Annotated in this window: 16 protein-coding genes; all 16 read left to right on the forward strand. The window is 37.0% G+C overall.

All coding sequences use genetic code 11. The features are described 5' to 3' along the window. Positions 1–38: 38 nt before the first annotated feature. Positions 39–563, forward strand: a complete 525-nt coding sequence (locus ACM26V_RS24205; protein WP_416149316.1) for a hypothetical protein — start codon at positions 39–41, stop codon at positions 561–563. 285 nt (positions 564–848) lie between these two features. After that, complete coding sequence (gene yqfC, locus ACM26V_RS24210) at positions 849–1,130, forward strand: sporulation protein YqfC (RefSeq protein ID WP_416149317.1); 282 nt, start codon at positions 849–851, stop codon at positions 1,128–1,130. A 29-nt stretch (positions 1,131–1,159) separates the two neighbouring features. Further along, the gene (gene yqfD, locus ACM26V_RS24215; protein WP_416149318.1) at positions 1,160–2,347 is read left to right on the forward strand and encodes a sporulation protein YqfD; all 1,188 of its coding nucleotides are present in this window, start codon (positions 1,160–1,162) and stop codon (positions 2,345–2,347) included. A 5-nt stretch (positions 2,348–2,352) separates the two neighbouring features. Beyond that, a complete protein-coding gene (locus tag ACM26V_RS24220; RefSeq protein ID WP_416149319.1) occupies positions 2,353–3,327 on the forward strand; it encodes a PhoH family protein in 975 nt (324 codons plus the stop codon). 159 nt (positions 3,328–3,486) lie between these two features. After that, entirely contained in the window at positions 3,487–5,793 is a 2,307-nt protein-coding gene (locus ACM26V_RS24225) for an HD family phosphohydrolase (protein ID WP_416149320.1), read from the forward strand. Beyond that, positions 5,790–6,254, forward strand: a complete 465-nt coding sequence (gene ybeY / locus ACM26V_RS24230; RefSeq protein WP_416149321.1) for an rRNA maturation RNase YbeY — start codon at positions 5,790–5,792, stop codon at positions 6,252–6,254. The genes ACM26V_RS24225 and ybeY overlap by 4 nt, the downstream gene beginning before the upstream one ends. 25 nt (positions 6,255–6,279) lie before the next feature. Then, entirely contained in the window at positions 6,280–6,630 is a 351-nt protein-coding gene (locus ACM26V_RS24235; RefSeq protein WP_416149322.1) for a diacylglycerol kinase family protein, read from the forward strand. Between the two features lie 95 nt (positions 6,631–6,725). Continuing rightward, the gene (locus ACM26V_RS24240) at positions 6,726–7,124 is read left to right on the forward strand and encodes a cytidine deaminase (RefSeq protein ID WP_416149323.1); all 399 of its coding nucleotides are present in this window, start codon (positions 6,726–6,728) and stop codon (positions 7,122–7,124) included. After that, entirely contained in the window at positions 7,117–8,028 is a 912-nt protein-coding gene (gene era, locus ACM26V_RS24245; protein WP_416149324.1) for a GTPase Era, read from the forward strand. Before ACM26V_RS24240 ends, era begins: the two co-directional genes overlap by 8 nt. A 142-nt stretch (positions 8,029–8,170) precedes the next feature. After that, positions 8,171–8,317 carry a YqzL family protein gene (locus ACM26V_RS24250; protein WP_416149325.1) on the forward strand — a complete coding sequence of 49 codons (147 nt, stop codon included), beginning with the start codon at positions 8,171–8,173 and terminating at the stop codon, positions 8,315–8,317. A gap of 39 nt (positions 8,318–8,356) precedes the next feature. Further along, entirely contained in the window at positions 8,357–9,106 is a 750-nt protein-coding gene (recO, locus tag ACM26V_RS24255) for a DNA repair protein RecO (RefSeq protein WP_416149326.1), read from the forward strand. Positions 9,107–9,437: 331 nt separating this feature from the next. Continuing rightward, positions 9,438–10,328 carry a glycine--tRNA ligase subunit alpha gene (gene glyQ, locus ACM26V_RS24260; protein ID WP_416149327.1) on the forward strand — a complete coding sequence of 297 codons (891 nt, stop codon included), beginning with the start codon at positions 9,438–9,440 and terminating at the stop codon, positions 10,326–10,328. Beyond that, positions 10,321–12,414 (forward strand): glycine--tRNA ligase subunit beta, encoded by a 2,094-nt coding sequence (gene glyS / locus ACM26V_RS24265; RefSeq protein ID WP_416149328.1) that lies wholly within the window; start codon positions 10,321–10,323, stop codon positions 12,412–12,414. The genes glyQ and glyS overlap by 8 nt, the downstream gene beginning before the upstream one ends. Before the next feature lie 115 nt (positions 12,415–12,529). Beyond that, a complete protein-coding gene (locus tag ACM26V_RS24270) occupies positions 12,530–13,174 on the forward strand; it encodes a helix-turn-helix transcriptional regulator (protein ID WP_416149329.1) in 645 nt (214 codons plus the stop codon). A 32-nt stretch (positions 13,175–13,206) separates the two neighbouring features. Next, a complete protein-coding gene (locus tag ACM26V_RS24275) occupies positions 13,207–14,019 on the forward strand; it encodes a pyruvate, water dikinase regulatory protein (protein WP_416149330.1) in 813 nt (270 codons plus the stop codon). 1,693 nt (positions 14,020–15,712) lie between these two features. Then, the gene (dnaG, locus tag ACM26V_RS24280) at positions 15,713–17,524 is read left to right on the forward strand and encodes a DNA primase (protein WP_416151956.1); all 1,812 of its coding nucleotides are present in this window, start codon (positions 15,713–15,715) and stop codon (positions 17,522–17,524) included. Positions 17,525–17,542: the final 18 nt, after the last annotated feature.

Raw genomic sequence — 17,542 nt, forward strand, 5'->3', positions numbered from 1 at the left:
CTTCTCATTGTTCCTTTTAAGGAAAGGAGCGAACTGGAATGGAAGGTTTGTTTGAATTAATCACGGAATCTCCGCTCCTTCTCTTTTTCATCATCGCTGCAATCATTAGCTTCTTTCGTAGTCGCGGTGGAGAGCAACAGGAAAAACAGTCTGGGGAGCCAAGTCAAGAGAGGCAATCTTCACAGCCTAAGCAGCAAACGAGAAAACAAGGATCGCCGGATATAGGAGTTGATTGGAAAGATATTTTCCGTCAAGAAACTGATCCGACGGAACGTCAACCGTCTGCTTCCAGACAAAGCAGGTCTGAATCGCCTGTATCATCATTTCCTAATGATGCTGAAGAAGAACTCAACCAATCCAATCGTGAACTTCACGAGCGGTATGAGCGGATAAAGAATCAAAAAGAAAGTACGATTGAAACTTCTCCAATCTTTAACAATGATTTAACGCTTCAAAAGAAAGATAAAATCAATTTAGATTTTAGCCAGGTATCGAAGAATGATGCTATTAAAGGTGTTATTTGGTCAGAGATACTTGGAAAACCAAAGGCAAGAAGAAAATAAGATATTTTAGACATGCACAGTATCCTGTGCATGTCTTTTTGTACTTTAAGATTGTTTGACTTCGCTAAAGGATCAAAGTATAAGAAAAACTAAGGATTTCGCCACGAAGAACTTGACGACAAGCCTTAGTTTTTCTAATGCTGTCAAAAAGTAAATCCATCTGATTCAATATTATTCAGAATATAAATAAGAAGTCAAGATTGATCATATTTTTTATGTAACTAGCTTTTTTGGGTGATAGCCCTATAAAAGTCGTCATACATATGAGGGGAGGGGAGGTTCAATATGAAACAATTCCAAACATGGATAAAGAGATGGATGGTAGATCATATGGACTTGCCTGAAGATGTCGTCATGGATTTACCGAGATTAACAATGATTGGGCAAGTTCATCTATATATAGAAAATCATAAGGGTGTCGTACGATTCACCAACAAAGAGTTGAGGTTAGCATTAAATGAAGGGCAACTCGTTATTACTGGCGAACAATTTGTGATTAAAACAATTTTACCAGAAGAAATGTTACTTGAAGGTAGAATTCATCATATTTCTTACTTTGAAGAGTGATAAGAATACATGGTAAAGAGGGGATATACATGAAAAACTACTGGGCACAAAGATCAACAGGTTATATTAACATGCGTGTAACAGGTGTAAGCGCAGAAGATTTTATTCAAGAATGCGCTAAAAAAGATATAGTGATTTGGGAGATTATTTATGAAGAAGAAAATGTATTTACTGCAAATATATTATTAGCAGATCTCTCGAAACTCAAAATATTGGCCAAGCATTTCCCGTGTAAAGTATCTTTTCTTGAAAAAAAAGGATTTCCATTTTTTTTAAATAAGATTTTACGTCGAAAAGGAATGGTAGCTGGGCTTATTGGTTTTTTGTTATTTTTGGTACTTCTTTCAAATATGGTCTGGGGAATTACCATAGAAGGTGCTTCTCCAGCGTTGGAGCATGAAATTGAATCAACCGTCAATGAGATGGGGATAAAAAAAGGAAGATTTCAATATTTTCTCCCTCCTCCTGAAATTATCCAACAAACTATTATGAATGAAATGAATGAAGTTACTTGGGTCGGAGTGACGAAACAAGGTGCTTCTTATCATTTTCAAATCGTAGAAAAAGAGGTTGTTGAAGAGAGTCCTCCTTCCACGCCTGGACATCTAATTGCGTCAAGGAAAGCAGTTATAAAGGATATGTTTGTTGATAAAGGAAAAGCGATGGTAAAGATGAATCAAGTTGTTGAAAAAGGTGATATTCTTGTATCAGGACTTATTGGCAAAGAAGATGATAAAAAGCAAATCTCAGCTGAGGGAAGTGTCGTAGGTGAGTTTTGGTATGGGGTTCAAGTTAGTGTACCACTTCATATGATGGTTGAGATGCTTACTGGTGAAATAAATAGAAAGCATTTACTTGGAATATGGAATTTAGATATACCGATTTGGGGTTGGAATTCATTGGACTCGGAAGAGACGTTTGAGGAAACATTCACAAAAGAATGGGAACCTTTTGGATTGACTTTTCCAATCAATTATCAGTATATAGATGAATATGAGTTAAAGACTTTAGATAGTGACAGACTAAAGACAGAAGCAGTTAAGATTGCAATTAAAGAGAGTGAAAAAAAGCTTCTCCAGCAATTTTCTGATAAGGCAGAAGTGATAGATGAAAAAGTTTTGCACCAGACCCTAGACGGTGGTAAAGTAAAGGTATCATTACACTTTCGAATCATCGATGAAATCGCGGTAAAACAACCGATAATTCAAGGAGACTGAGACGATTGATAGAAAATAAACGAACGATTGAATTACCTATTCAAAATGCTAATGAGGTACAAGCTTTATTTGGTCCAAAAGATAAACATTTGTACCGGCTTGAAGAAGTGTACGCAACAAAGATTTTGACTAGAGGTGAAGAAGTTACGATCTTTGGCGATGATGAGACCATCGAAAAAGTCAAAGAGATCTTGGAAATGCTACTAAGATTAATACGAAATGGTGTTTCAGTAAAGGAAAGAGATATTTTATATGCTACACAATTATCAAATCGTGGCTTGTTAAATGAGATGGCTGATTTATATGAAGATAAAATTACAGTTACAGCAAAAGGAAAGCCAATTTTAGCCAAAACTCTTGGCCAACGGCATTATGTTTCTGCGATCCGAAAGAATGACATTGTGCTCGGGATAGGTCCAGCTGGTACAGGAAAGACCTACTTAGCTGTCGTGTTGGCTGTTCACGCTCTCAAGGAAGGGCAAATAAAACGGATTGTATTAACAAGACCTGCAGTTGAAGCTGGCGAAAGTTTAGGGTTCCTTCCAGGAGATTTAAAAGAGAAAGTCGATCCCTATTTGCGTCCATTATATGATGCCCTTCACGATGTATTAGGTGTCGAACATACGGACCGCTTGATGGAAAGAGGTACAATTGAAATTGCTCCATTAGCTTATATGCGTGGAAGAACATTAGATGATTCGTTTGTTATTTTAGATGAGGCTCAAAATACGACTGCAGAGCAAATAAAAATGTTTTTGACAAGACTTGGATTTGGTTCAAAGATGGTCGTCACTGGAGATTTAACTCAAATTGATTTACCTAGAGGAAAGAATTCTGGTCTTAAAGTTGCCTTGAAAGTCCTAAAAGAAGTTGAAGGACTAGCGTTTATTCACCTAGAATCTTCAGATGTAGTTCGTCACACCCTCGTTCAACGAATTATAGATGCATATGAAAATGACGATAACCACTCGTCGCAATAACTTAGTAAGTCATAAAAATGCTGTGGTTTCTTATCTTTTCGTACTGGTATTGGTATAGTCGGATGGAATAAAAACTATTTGGTATTTCTTCCGTAACGAATGTCAGTACCTGAGTTTTAAATAAGGATGCTAAGCTATTCATAATTGAGGTGGGGAATCATGGCAAAAAGGTCGTCCATTGATCAACAAGCATGGTGGAAAAATCTAAAAAATCATCGGTATATTCGAGTTTTTTTATTTTTTGTATTAGGAATTGTTACATATGGTTTATTAGTATCAAATATTATCCCAGATACGTTAGAAGTTGAGACTGGGGCTGTCTCAGAAACCGATATCCGATCTCCTTTAACCATTGAAAATAAAACGGAGACGGAGAGATTAAGGCAGGAAGCATTTGACTCAGTAGAACCTGTTTATTCGATGAGGGCTCGATATTCACAAAATCAAATTGAACGAATGCAAGAAGTATTTCATACGATTAAACAAGTTCAGGTAGAAGTACAGGAACGTGAAGATGAGATTGATCAAAAAGAAGAAGAATTAAGAGATTTAGAAGATGAAATAGCAAGGGAACAATTACGAAATGAATCAGACGAAGAAGTAGAAGAGAATAGCGAAGATGAACTTATTGTGAACGAAGATGAAGAGACGATAAAAATTCCTGAAGAGATAACGGAGGAAAGGCAAATAGAACTGATCCGTGAATTGTTAGCGGAACAAACGAGTGAAAGTTTGTCAGATGAAACATTACAAACTTTGTTAAGAGCTTCTTTTGATGACTTACAAATGGTGCAAGAAACCACAACAAGTGCTGTTTATGACATCATGAATAGAGAAATTGATATGAATACAGTTGATCAAGCAAAAGATGAAGTAGAGAGAAAAGTGGGTTTATCAGCTGTTAGCCCTCAATTATCGAGGGCTATGGTAGAGATATCGAGATTTGGTGTGACAGCAAACTATATGCTTGATGAAGAAGCGACAGTTGAAGCGAGAGAACTTGCTAGTGAATTTATAGAACCAGCTATGATAAGAGAAGGGCAACTTATTGTAGAAGAAGGACAAGTCATCACTTCAGAATTGTATCAACAATTATCTCTTGTAGGATTAACAGAAGATATCAACATGATTTATCCTTATATCGGGCTTGCAATTATTGTTATTTTACTAGTTTCTATGCTTGCGTATTATCTAAATGACGCGAAGACGACCCTGCAATCAAACAACACTCATCTGTTAATGTATACACTTATCTTTACACTAACCTTGGTATTACTTAAGTTGGTCAGTATGATGCATGTACTAGGTCTAAATGGTATTACTTATATTGCCCCTGTAGCTATGGGGACAATATTAATAACAACGCTAATACATTCGAGAGTTGCCTTATTTACTAGCATGGTCTTTGCAGTAATTGCGAGTATCATGTTTAATAGTCAAGGATCAGGCATAGTTGACTATTCTCACGCGATTTTTGTGTTTTTCAGTGGTGTGTCAGGTGTATTTTTCTTGAATAAATCTCATCAAGTCATGAGGATGCTGCAAACGGGTATTTTTGTTTCTTTTATAAATGTATTAGTGGTAATTGCAATGATCATGTTGAAAAACGCCCAGTATGGATGGATTGAAATTGGATCAAATTTAGGATTTGCTGCTATGGCTGGATTTATCTCTGTCGTGTTAGCCATCGGGCTTTTACCATTTTTTGAAGCTGGATTTGGTATTTTATCAACGACAAAATTGATTGAACTATCTAATCCAAATCACCCGTTATTAAGGAAGATTTTATTAGAGGCACCAGGGACTTATCACCACAGTGTCATCGTTGCTAATTTAGCAGAAGGTGCATGCGAATCAATTGGAGCGAATGGATTGTTGGCTAGAGTGGGAGCCTATTACCATGACCTTGGTAAAACTCGACGTCCTCATTTCTTTATTGAAAATCAGCTGAAGATAGACAATCCACATGATACAATTTCACCGAAACTGAGTAAAACGATTATTATCGCCCACCCATATGATGGTGCAGAATTATTAAAAAAACATAAACTTCCGAAAGAATTAGTTGATATTGCAGAACAGCATCATGGAACAACTCTTCTGAAGTATTTTTACCACAAAGCAAAACAAGAATCTCCAGAGGAAGAAATACACGAAATTGATTATCGGTATCCTGGTCCGCGGGCAAAAACAAAAGAATCTGCCATCGTTGGTATTGCAGATTCAGTAGAGGCAGCAGTAAGGTCAATGCAAAAGCCTACGGAAGAAAAAATTGAATTACTTGTGCGAAAGATCGTGACAGATAGATTAGAGGACGGCCAATTTGATGAATGTGATTTGACATTAAAAGAACTAAGTATGGTCGCTACTTCTGTATGTGAAACACTACAGGGAACGTTCCATTCAAGAATTGAATACCCTGAGGGAGATATTCCAAAAGAAAAGAAAGAGGAGGTAAAAGAATGAAATCGTATGTTGTAGACGTAATTGATGAGACAAATAAGGTTTCAACACAGGATCAAGACTTAGTTATCAGTGTCTTACAAACTGCACTTGATAAAGAATCGGTCGAAAATGAATCGGAATTATCAGTTACATTTGTGACAGATGAACGAATTCAAGAAATCAACAAACAATATAGAGATAAGAATCAACCAACAGACGTCTTATCCTTTGCTTTAAATGAGGGTGACGAGATTATAAACAGTGAAGAGATGCCTAACTTATTGGGTGACATTATTATTTCGATTCCACGTGCTGAGTTCCAAGCGACTGATTATGGACATGATTTCCAGCGAGAACTGTGTTTTCTTGCTGTACATGGATTTCTTCATTTAATGGGTTATAATCATGATACTGAGCTGAATGAATCTGACATGTTCACAAAACAAGAGGATATTCTAAACGAGCATGGCCTCAAAAAATAGCCGCCCTTTTGTATCGTGGAGTCGTTTGAAAAAAAGTTTTTACTATGCCTCAAAAGGAATTCGTCATACGTGGAAACATGAACAAAATTTTCGGATTCACATTTTAGTAGCTGTGGGTATATTTATTCTAGCACAACTTTTACGGGTCTCACTTCTTGAACAAACGATCTTGGTCGTAGTTATAGGTGCTGTTATTGGCCTTGAATTAATTAACACAGCGTTTGAGCATATGGTAGATTTAGTTGTGCAAACTTATGATGAACGGGCGAAAATTATCAAAGATGTTGCGGCGGGGGCTGTATTTGCTTTTGCATTGACAGCAGCGATTGTCGGTTGCTTGATTTTTGTTCCAAGATTGCTGGCATTGTTTTTCTAGATGAAAAGGTACTTTTTACATTCTATGTTGAAAATCAACAACATAACACAGGTAACCAAATGAAAAAGTAATATATAGAGGTGAGGGTGATTGCCATGAAAATGGAGCAGTTATTAAATGAAGCAAAAATTGCTAGAGAAAAAGCATATGTCCCGTATTCAAAATTTCAGGTAGGAGCAGCTTTATTATCGACAGACGGCAAGGTATTTCATGGATGTAATATAGAAAATGCTGCATACAGTATGTGTAACTGTGCAGAAAGAACCGCGATATTCAAAGCGGTTTCAGATGGTGTGAGAGAGTTTGAAGCGATGGCGGTTGTTGCAGATACAGAAGGACCTGTTTCACCGTGTGGAGCTTGCAGGCAAGTGATGTCAGAGTTGCTCCAGCCTAATACGAAAATATATCTAACTAATTTATCAAAGAATACATCAGAGTGGACTGTAGCTGAATTGCTACCAGGAGCCTTTACACCGGAGGATTTAAATGGATAATCAACATCAGAAGAAGTCAGGGTTTGCAGCACTAATAGGTAGACCGAATGTCGGCAAGTCAACGTTATTAAATAAAATATTAGGCCAAAAAATTGCGATTATGAGTGATAAGCCTCAAACGACTCGAAATCGTATTCATGGCGTTTACACAGAAAAAAGAGGACAAGTTGTTTTTATAGATACACCAGGAATTCATAAGCCTAAACATCGATTAGGTGATTTCATGACAAGTATTGCTCAGACAGCTTTAAGAGAAGTAGATGTAGTGTTATTTCTTGTTGATGCAAAAGAAGGAAAAGGTCGTGGTGATGAATACATTATTGAGCGATTGAAAAATGTTAATACACCAGTGTTCCTTATTATCAATAAAATTGATGAAATTCATCCGGACGAAATCTTACCAATTATTGAATCTTACAGACGATTATTAACCTTTACAGAGGTTATTCCTGTTTCAGCTCTAAAAGGCAATAACGTACCTACTTTGCTTGATCAAGTCTATGCATACTTGGAGAATGGCCCACAATATTATCCAGAAGACCAAGTGACGGATCACCCTGAGAGGTTTCTAATGTCAGAAATGATTCGAGAAAAAGTACTTCATTTAACGCATGAAGAAGTACCCCATTCTATTGCAGTCGACATTGAGCAAATCAAGCGAAGAGAAAACACCGATACAGTTTATGTAAGTGGTGTTATTGTTGTGGAGCGTAGCTCTCAAAAAGGGATTATAATAGGCAAACAAGGCAAACTGTTGAAAGAAATTGGGAAGTTGGCAAGGGAAGATATTCAGAAGATTCTTGGCTCTAAAATATATCTTGAGCTATTTGTCAAAGTTGAAAAAGATTGGCGAAATAAACCGAAGTATTTACGTGATTTCGGTTATGATAAAGACGAATATTAATGAATAAGGTTGAGGAATAAGAGGAAATAGCGCATTTAGTTTAAATGTCAATTTTTCCTTGACATGAAATAGTAGATCGAGGCCATCATAACAGGTATGAAACGTAATATTACGTCTGTTTCAAGAAAGGTGGAGTAGCGAGATGAGGCAGTTATCTTGGCATGTATTCTCCATGACAGGCAATGTTGAATCATATCTGTTATACAAAGAGCTAGACCAGGATCAGGTTGATGAACCCTCTGAAGAAGAGGAACATCAAACAATTCAAGAAGATGATTCTTTTGTTTAATGATGGCTTTTAGATCACCTGAAGAATGTAGGTGATAACATGTTGCAAAAAATTGAAGGTATCATTATTCGCACAACAAATTATTCAGAAACAAACAAAATTTTAACAGTCTATTCTAGAGAAAACGGGAAAGTGGCTTTGATGGCAAGGGGAGCAAAAAGACCTAAAAGTCGTTTTGTTTCAAGTTCACAGTTATTTGTATACGGGTCGTTTGTTTATCAAAAATCAACAGGGATTGGTACGTTAAATCAAGCGGATGTTCTCGATTCGTTTCGAGATATCAGGAGTGATCTCATGCTGACAGCTTATGCTGCTTACATGGTAGAACTTCTTGATAAACTGACAGAAGACAAAGAAAGTAATCCGTATTTATTTGAGCTTCTTTATCAACTTCTTTATCATTTAAATGAAGGAGAGGACGGCGAAATTTTAATGCGGATTTTGGAGACGAAGATGCTGTCTTTTTCTGGATCAGCACCAACCCTTCATCAATGCGCTCGTTGTAGTAGTTCCGAATTACCATTTATGTTCTCATTAAAATTCGGTGGGGCTCTTTGTAAGAGATGCTTGATAGAAGATCCTTATCACATGAAGATTTCACCAGCGGCGATGAAACTATTGCGATTGTTTCAGCAATTAAATCCTTCAAGAATAGGACATATTTCTGTGAAGCCTGAAACGAAAAAGCAACTAAAAAATGCTTTAGAACTATATTATCAAGAGTATGTAGGCGTTTATTTGAAATCGAAAAGATTTTTAGATCAAATGGATAAATTATCAGACGGTTAGATTGACAGTTGAGTGATAATTGAGTAAGATTTGACAATAAGCAAGTTTAAGCTAAAAGAATAATGTGCGTAGAAAGAAAATAGTACTTACTCTCTCCCTGCAAAGGAGCGAGCTTAGGATGGTGGAAGCTAAGCAATGTATGGATAGTAAGGAAGGCGTTCTCGAGCACATTTTTAAAGTGGCATGGCTTTATAGTTGTGCAAGTAGGGTGGAACCGCGGGTTACTCTCGTCCCTATGTCCATTAGAATGGACATAGGGACGAGAGTTTTTATTTGTTTAAAATCTGAATAATGTAAAGCTACAAAATATTAAATAAGTGGAGGGATAAGTGTGAATGTACAAGAAATGATCCTTACGTTACAGAAATTTTGGGGAGAGCAAAATTGTTTGTTATTACAACCGTATGATATAGAAAAAGGTGCTGGGACGATGAATCCAATGACCTTTTTGCGGAGTATTGGGCCTGAACCTTGGAATGTTGCCTACGTAGAACCATCTAGAAGACCGGCTGACGGACGTTACGGGGACAACCCTAACCGCTTGTATCAACATCATCAGTTTCAAGTCATAATGAAACCTTCTCCAGACAATATTCAGGAGTTATATTTGCAAAGTTTACAGAAGTTAGGGATAAATCCTGAAGAGCATGATATTCGTTTTGTTGAAGATAACTGGGAAGCGCCTACGCTTGCTGCTTGGGGATTAGGTTGGGAAGTGTGGCTTGATGGCATGGAAATCACACAGTTTACATATTTTCAGCAGGTAGGTGGATTGGATGCAAGTCCGGTGTCCGTAGAAATCACATACGGTATTGAAAGGTTAGCTTCTTATATTCAAGACAAGGAAAATGTTTACGATTTAGAGTGGGTAAACGGATTTACGTACGGAGATGTATTTTTACAGAATGAGTTTGAACAATCAAAATATGCTTTTGAAGTTGCAGATGCAAACATGCTATTTACGCTTTTTGGTACATATGAACAGGAAGCGAGACGTGCATTAGAAGAAAAGCTTGTGCTTCCTTCTTATGATTACGTTTTAAAATGTTCGCATGTATTCAATTTACTAGATGCTCAAGGGGCAATCTCTGTGACGGAGAGAGCCGGTTACATTGGTCGTGTAAGGAATTTGGCACGTAATTGTGCAAAGCAATATTATCATGTAAGAGAAGAACTCGGATTTCCAATGTTGAAAGATGAGGAGGAGAATAACCATGAGTAAGCGAACATTGCTACTAGAAGTAGGACTAGAAGAGGTGCCAGCAAGATTTGTGACAGATGCTATGAATAAATTAAAAGAGCAGACAGAAAAATGGTTTGATGAAAACCGTTTAGGTTATGAAAAAATCATTGCATATTCAACACCAAGACGATTGGCTGTCTTAGTAACTGGGTTAGTTGAAGTGCAAGCGGATATCGAAGAAGAAGCGAAAGGACCTTCAAAAAAAATAGCGATTGATAATGCTGGTGAATGGTCTAAAGCGGCTCAAGGTTTTGCTAAAGGCAAAGGAGTTTCAGTAGAAGAGTTGTATTTCAAAGAGGTAAAAGGTGAGGAATACGTATTTGCCACAAAGCATGTTGCAGGAAAAGAAGTCAAAGCTCTTTTGCCTCAACTAAAGGAAGTTATTCTAAGTGTTTCATTTCCTAAAAATATGAAATGGGGGAGCCATGACCTACGATATGTAAGACCGATAAAATGGATCGTTGCGTTGTTTGGGAACGAAATCATTTCATTTGATATTGCGGGAGTAAAAACTAACCGATTTACATTTGGTCATCGTTTCTTAGGAGATAAAGTCGACATAAATGATGCCGATAACTATGTTGAAACGCTACTTAGTCAGCATGTCATTGCTGACCCAGTTGAAAGAAAACAAGCGATTCAATCTCAGATTAAACAGATGGCTGAAGATGAAAAGTGGCAGATTCCAATAGATGATGATTTATTAGAAGAAGTAAACAATTTAGTGGAATATCCAACTGCTCTTTATGGACAATTTGATGAACGATTTTTAAATGTTCCAGATGATGTTTTGGTTACATCTATGCGTGAACACCAGCGTTATTTTCCAGTGAAAAATGACACAGGAGAACTATTACCATATTTTGTAACTATTCGTAACGGAGATCACCGTCATTTGGAAAATGTGCAAAAAGGAAATGAAAAAGTATTACGAGCGAGGTTAGCTGATTCGGAGTTCTTTTATAAGGAAGATTTGAAAAGTACTTTTGAATCCAGGTTTTCTAAATTGGAATCGATTGTCTATCACGAGGAGCTAGGTTCAGTTGGAGATAAAGTAAGAAGAGTGAAGAAGTTGGCGATGATACTTGCTGATATGGTAGGTGCAACTTCAAAGCAAAAAGAACAAACGGAACGAGCAGCTCATTTATCAAAAGTAGATCTAGTTACACATATGGTTAATGAATTCCCTGAATTAGAGGGAAGAATGGGTGAAGAGTATGCCTTAAAATCGGGAGAATCGAAAGAGGTTTCACAAGCGATCCGGGAGCATTATTTACCAAAGCAGTCTGGAGATCCTCTACCTCAATCATCGGTAGGTTCCTTTGTCAGCGTGGCAGATAAAGTTGATACATTGGTGACAAGTTTTGCTATTGGGCAAATTCCTACCGGTTCACAGGATCCTCATGGGCTTCGCCGACAAACAGCGGGAGTCATGAAAATCTTTTTGGCAGAGGCTTGGGATCTTGATTTATTTCAATTTGTGGAAAAAGCAATAGATATAGTTGAATCGAGAGGACTTTTGAAGCGGAGTAAGCAACAAGTTATTAGTGATTTAACTGAATTTGTGAAATTACGATATAAGATCTTGTTGCATGATGAAGGCATTCGTTACGATGTAGTTGATGCAATCCTGACAACGCAATTAGGTCGTGTGAGTTTTATTGTGGAAAAAGGACGATTCTTGATGAAAGAACTGTCCTCTCAAACTTTTAAAAAAGATGTCGAAGCGTTTAGCCGCGTCACGAATATTGCTAAAAAAGCTCAAGACGATAGCACAGTTGTAGATCCATCTCTGTTTGTAGAAAAGCAAGAAATACAATTGCAAAAAATCACAGATGAAAAAGCAGGTAAACTGCTTGAACTGTTAGATAAAAGTAAATTAGAAGAAGCGTATCAAGAATTGAAAAGCATTGAGCCTTCTATTCATGATTATTTTGATCATATTATGGTTATGGACGAGGATGCTACTGTAAAACGGAATCGGTTAGCACAAATGAACATGGTTGCAAAAATGATCGAATCGTTTGCTGACTTTCAAGCGATTGTGTTTCATTCTGAGGAGTAAGATTCTTTCGCATAAATCCTTGTTACGTTATAATAATAGACGAATAGATAATGGGAATAACTCGATTCTTATCCAAAAATTCATGATTAGTTCAATCTAGAATAGGGGGGAAGATATGGAACTCAATAATCGGCAGGAATTAATCATTAGCATCGTAAAGGAAAATGGGCCGATAACCGGGGAAAAAATTGCAGAGAAACTCTCGTTAACAAGAGCGACTTTACGACCAGATTTAGCGATATTAACTATGTCAGGTTTTTTAGATGCTCGACCTCGAGTTGGCTATTTCTACACGGGGAAAACGGGTGGTCAATTTTTTAACGAGCGTATGATAAAGTTAACTGTTGAAGAGTTCCAATCTACCCCTGTCGTAGTTAATGAATCTGCTTCCGTTTATGATGCTATCTGTACGATGTTCTTAGAAGATGTCGGGACATTGTTCGTAGTTAACAAAAAAGAACATTTAGTAGGAATCCTATCAAGAAAAGACTTGTTGAGAGCGAGTATGGGGAAACAAGATCTTGAAAGTGTTCCTATCAGTATCATCATGACAAGAATGCCTAATGTGACAACCTGTAAACCAACAGATTCAATGTTAGAAGTAGCAAATAAGCTAATTAACAAACAAATTGATGGTCTTCCGGTAGTTAAAGAAATGGAAGTAGATGGTTTAATTATTCAAGAAGTTATCGGACGGGTGACAAAGACAAATATTAGCAAAGCATTTATTTATTTGGCGAATAATGACGCACATGCTTAAGCATGAACATTCCGGGTATTTGGAGGGTAGCTATGTCTAGAATAGGTGATTCAGTTGTTTATGTTCTTTCCGACTCGGTTGGTGAAACTGGCGAGTTAGTAGTAAGAGCGGCGTTAAGTCAATTTGATGAGGATGTAACTGTCATTCGATGTGTCCCTTATGTAGAGGATAGAGTTATAATTGATGAAATTATTGCTCAAGCGAAAGAAAATAATGGTATCATTGCCTTTACAATAGTACTGACGGAAGTTAGAGAATATCTGGTGAGGGAAGCCTATGAGAATAATATTCCAATATACGACATCTTAACTCCACTAATATCGATTATGGGAGATCGTTTAAATGTCGCACCTAAAAATAAATCAGGCCTAATGCACGCTTTAGATGAAGATTACTTTAGGAAAGTGGAAGCAATAGAGTTTGCTGTTAAATACGATGATGGTAGAGATCCACGTGGAATTGAACGAGCAGACGTTGTTCTTGTTGGTGTTTCTAGAACATCAAAGACGCCTTTATCACAATATTTAGCACATAAAAGTTTAAAGGTGGCAAATATTCCACTTGTTCCTGAAGTTGAGCCACCAGAAGAATTATTTAGAGCTCCAGCTGCAAAAATTATTGGTTTGAAAATCAATCCTGAGAAACTGAATGGAATTCGTGCTGAACGACTGAAAGCTTTAGGATTAAAGGAAGAAGCGAGTTATGCAACGTTGGATCGAATACAGGAGGAACTACTCTATTCTAAAGAAGTGATGGAACGACTTGGCTGTGATGTGATTGACGTCTCAACAAAAGCAGTAGAAGAAACTGCGAACTTAATTTACCAAAAAGTTCGTGGAGTTTAATCTAATGAAGTAACTTTCAGTGCTGCAAAGTAATTATTGATAATATTCTACTTTCAATAATGAGGGAATTATAAAAAAAGATTTAGAAGGCTAAACGTCTTTTGAATCTTTTTTATACTTTAACCCGAATTATTCATAAAACACAAAGAAGTACTAGACGTACGAGTTGAAAAAATCAATTTCTTACACAACTTTTATATGGGACACTTGATCCACTATAGGTGAACCCTTTCCGTTCCAAATGCTTCTGTCTTCTGAAAACGTTCCGAATTAGCGAGGAATTCGGAGCGTTCGAGGGATAAAAATTGGAAAACGTTCCGAATTAGTGACGGGTTCGGTGCGTTAGAGGAATGGAGATTGAAAAACGTTCCGAATCAGTGAGGAATTCGGAGCGTTAGTGGAATGGAAATTGAAAAACGTTCCAAATTAGCGAGGAATTCGGAGCGTTCGAGGAATGGAAATTGAAAAACGTTCCGAATCAGTGAGGGATTCGGAGCGTTAGAGGAATGGAAAATGAAAAACGTTCCGAATCAGCGAGGAATTCGGAGCGTTAGAGGAATGGAGATTGGAAAACGTTCCGAATTAGTGAGGGATTCGGAGCGTTAGAGGAATGGAAAATGAAAAACGTTCCGAATCAGCGAGGAATTCGGAGCGTTAGAGGAATGGAGATTGGAAAACGTCCCGAATTAGCGAGGAATTCGGAGCGTTAGAGGAATGGAGATTGGAAAACGTTCCGAATTAGCGAGGAATTCGGATCGTTAGAGGAATGGAAATTGGAAAACGTTCCGAATCAGTGAGGAATTCGGAGCGTTCGAGGAATAAAGATTGGAAAACGTTCCGAATCAGTGAGGAATTCGGAGCGTTCGTAGAATCAATATTGAGAAACAGTCCACACTGCGAAAGTGGCTTTAATACTTTTATTGAATTTCAATTTTTTTGCTGCACTTTTCATGATGATGGAGATACTTTATCTATCATTTTTCACTTATAAGGTGAAAACGTTAAAAGTTAGTTCGACCATATGACACAACAGACAGATCAATTTTTAACTGCTATTTGAATAATCTAGATTTAAGAATGTTTAACTTCACTAAAAGATTAAAGTATAACTAAACGAAGGCTTTCGCCAAGAAGGACTAGACTAAAAGCCAAATTTTTCTAATATTAATTTGAAATTGATTTTTTCCTAAAAGATGAGAGAAAACTCTAGCCTAAATGATGTTTATCCTATATAATGAAATATTGTGACTTGTCGAATTAGAGAAAATGATAGCGAAATCAGAAAGAGAACAAATGAATTGTAAATGTCAAGACTTTTTTTTAGTTTTTTGGTAAAGATAGTAATAGTTCATGGATTCCCCACTGGTAAATGGTCGATATTAAATAAGAAGCTTCATAAAAATTTAAAAAAAGAAGGATTATTTAAAGAGATGTAGAATAAACAACATATGGCAATGAAAAAAAACAAGATTTTTGTCGACAATATGCTACCTTATTTAGAATTGTTGTTAACTTCTAAGGTAATAGAAGGAGCAGATCTCTTCCTTCAGGAAGTTTGTTTAAGAAGTTCGATAATTGCTTTATAGGAGTATTTGAATAAATTCCTACAAAGTTAGCAGGAAATTTGAAAAGAGAGGCGAAACCATATCATGCGCCTACTTTTTAGATAAAGGGAAAAAGGTTGGTGAAAAGATTGACTCAACGTATTCCCGAAGAAAAAATCGAAGAAGTTCGTCAATCATTAGACATCGTTGACGTGATTAGCGAATATGTTCAATTGAAAAAGCAAGGAAGAAATTTCGTAGGCCTTTGCCCATTCCATGGTGAAAAAACTCCTTCGTTTTCAGTTTCACCTGATAAACAGCTTTATCATTGTTTTGGATGTGGAGCAGGAGGGAATGCCTTTTCATTTGTTATGGAAACGGAAGGGATTAGTTTTATTGAATCGGTCGAAAAATTAGCCGAAAGAACGAATATTTCACTACCTGAGCTTGAAGCTAAGATGAATAATAAACCCGAGATTAGTGAGCAAATGAAGCGGTGGTACGAAGGTCATGAATTAGCAGCCAAGCTTTACCACCATGTGCTTACGATATCTGATGAGGGAAGAGAAGCAAGGGAGTATCTTCGTAAAAGAGGTTTTACAAAAGACATGATTGATCGATTTCAAATAGGTTATGCACCTAATTCATGGGATTTTTTGTCAAGTTTTTTGCAAAAAAGGTCTCATTCGGTGACCGAGATGGCAGAATGTGGACTCTTAGGTTTGCGAGAACACGATCAAAAACCATTTGATCGATTTCGAGACCGGATTATGTTTCCAATTTGGGACCGACGAGGAAATATGATTGCATTTGGGGGGCGAGTTGTAAATGAAGGGAATCCGAAATACTTAAATAGTCCGGAATCCCAAGTCTTTAACAAGAGTGATGTGTTGTATTTCTTTAACAAGGCAAGGTCTGTGATGAGAAAGAAAAATGAGGCTGTTTTGTTCGAGGGATATGTCGATGTTATCTCAGCTTGGCGAGCGGGTATAGATAATGGAGTTGCTGGTTTAGGAACGGCCTTAACAGAATCTCAAGCAAAAATGCTCCGCAGAAACGCAGACAAAGTGATTCTTTGTTATGATTCTGACGATGCGGGTCTTAAAGCGACGTATAAAAATGCACAAGTATTAGAAAGTATAGGTGCACAAGTACGTATTGGGAAACTCCCTGATGGCGATGATCCTCATGACTATATTCAAAAGTATGGATCTGAAAGATTTGTCCAAGATGTTATTACTAAAAACATTACATTGATGGCGTTTAAACTTGAATTTTTCCGCCGTGGAAAAAATCTTCAAGATGAAGGAGATAGGTTAACTTATATTGATGAGATCCTATTCGAAATCAGTCTCTTACCTCGAGCGTTAGAAAGAGATTATTACTTGAGACAGCTGTCTGATGAGTTTTCACTATCATTAGAAGCTTTAAAACAAGAACAATCAGTATTATTGAAAGTCCAGCAAAAAAAACAAAAGCGCCAAGTACATCAAGCGATTCAAACGAAAACAGTGAAACGAACACAAAGGATGTTATCCGCTCATGAAAATGCAGAAAGAGAATTGATTGCTCTGATGCTCCAATCGAAGCAGATAGCTGAACAAGTTCAAAGTGAGCTTGGCGGTGATTTTCATTATGATGACTATCAGGCAATAGCAGCACTCATCTATAGTTATTACGGAGAAGGGTACGAGCCTGAACCCTCTCATTTCATTGAATGGATTGATGATAAAGAGTTAAGAACAAAAGCAACTGAACTTGCAATGAAGAAAGTGAATTTAGACCTTTCTGAGCAAGTATTGAACGATTATTTAAAACAGATACGTCAATTTCCTAAGAAAAAAGAAATTGAACAATTGAAGATAGAGCAAAAGCAAGCTGAAGAAGCTTCAGATTTCGTTGAAGCTGCTCGAATTGCGAGTGCTGTATTGCAACTGAGTTTAGAGTTGAAAAAAAAGTAAAACCAACGATTCGGAAAT

Source organism: Salipaludibacillus sp. HK11, assembly GCF_047795645.1.
Lineage (GTDB): Bacteria > Bacillota > Bacilli > Bacillales > Salisediminibacteriaceae > Salipaludibacillus.

Coding starts and splice junctions, on each gene's coding strand:
- ACM26V_RS24205 (WP_416149316.1), top strand. CDS start 39: ATGGAAGGTTTGTTTGAATTAATCACGGAATCTCCGCTCCTTCTCTTT.
- yqfC (WP_416149317.1), top strand. CDS start 849: ATGAAACAATTCCAAACATGGATAAAGAGATGGATGGTAGATCATATG.
- yqfD (WP_416149318.1), top strand. CDS start 1,160: ATGAAAAACTACTGGGCACAAAGATCAACAGGTTATATTAACATGCGT.
- ACM26V_RS24225 (WP_416149320.1), top strand. CDS start 3,487: ATGGCAAAAAGGTCGTCCATTGATCAACAAGCATGGTGGAAAAATCTA.
- ybeY (WP_416149321.1), top strand. CDS start 5,790: ATGAAATCGTATGTTGTAGACGTAATTGATGAGACAAATAAGGTTTCA.
- ACM26V_RS24240 (WP_416149323.1), top strand. CDS start 6,726: ATGAAAATGGAGCAGTTATTAAATGAAGCAAAAATTGCTAGAGAAAAA.
- era (WP_416149324.1), top strand. CDS start 7,117: ATGGATAATCAACATCAGAAGAAGTCAGGGTTTGCAGCACTAATAGGT.
- ACM26V_RS24250 (WP_416149325.1), top strand. CDS start 8,171: ATGAGGCAGTTATCTTGGCATGTATTCTCCATGACAGGCAATGTTGAA.
- recO (WP_416149326.1), top strand. CDS start 8,357: ATGTTGCAAAAAATTGAAGGTATCATTATTCGCACAACAAATTATTCA.
- glyS (WP_416149328.1), top strand. CDS start 10,321: ATGAGTAAGCGAACATTGCTACTAGAAGTAGGACTAGAAGAGGTGCCA.
- ACM26V_RS24270 (WP_416149329.1), top strand. CDS start 12,530: ATGGAACTCAATAATCGGCAGGAATTAATCATTAGCATCGTAAAGGAA.
- ACM26V_RS24275 (WP_416149330.1), top strand. CDS start 13,207: ATGTCTAGAATAGGTGATTCAGTTGTTTATGTTCTTTCCGACTCGGTT.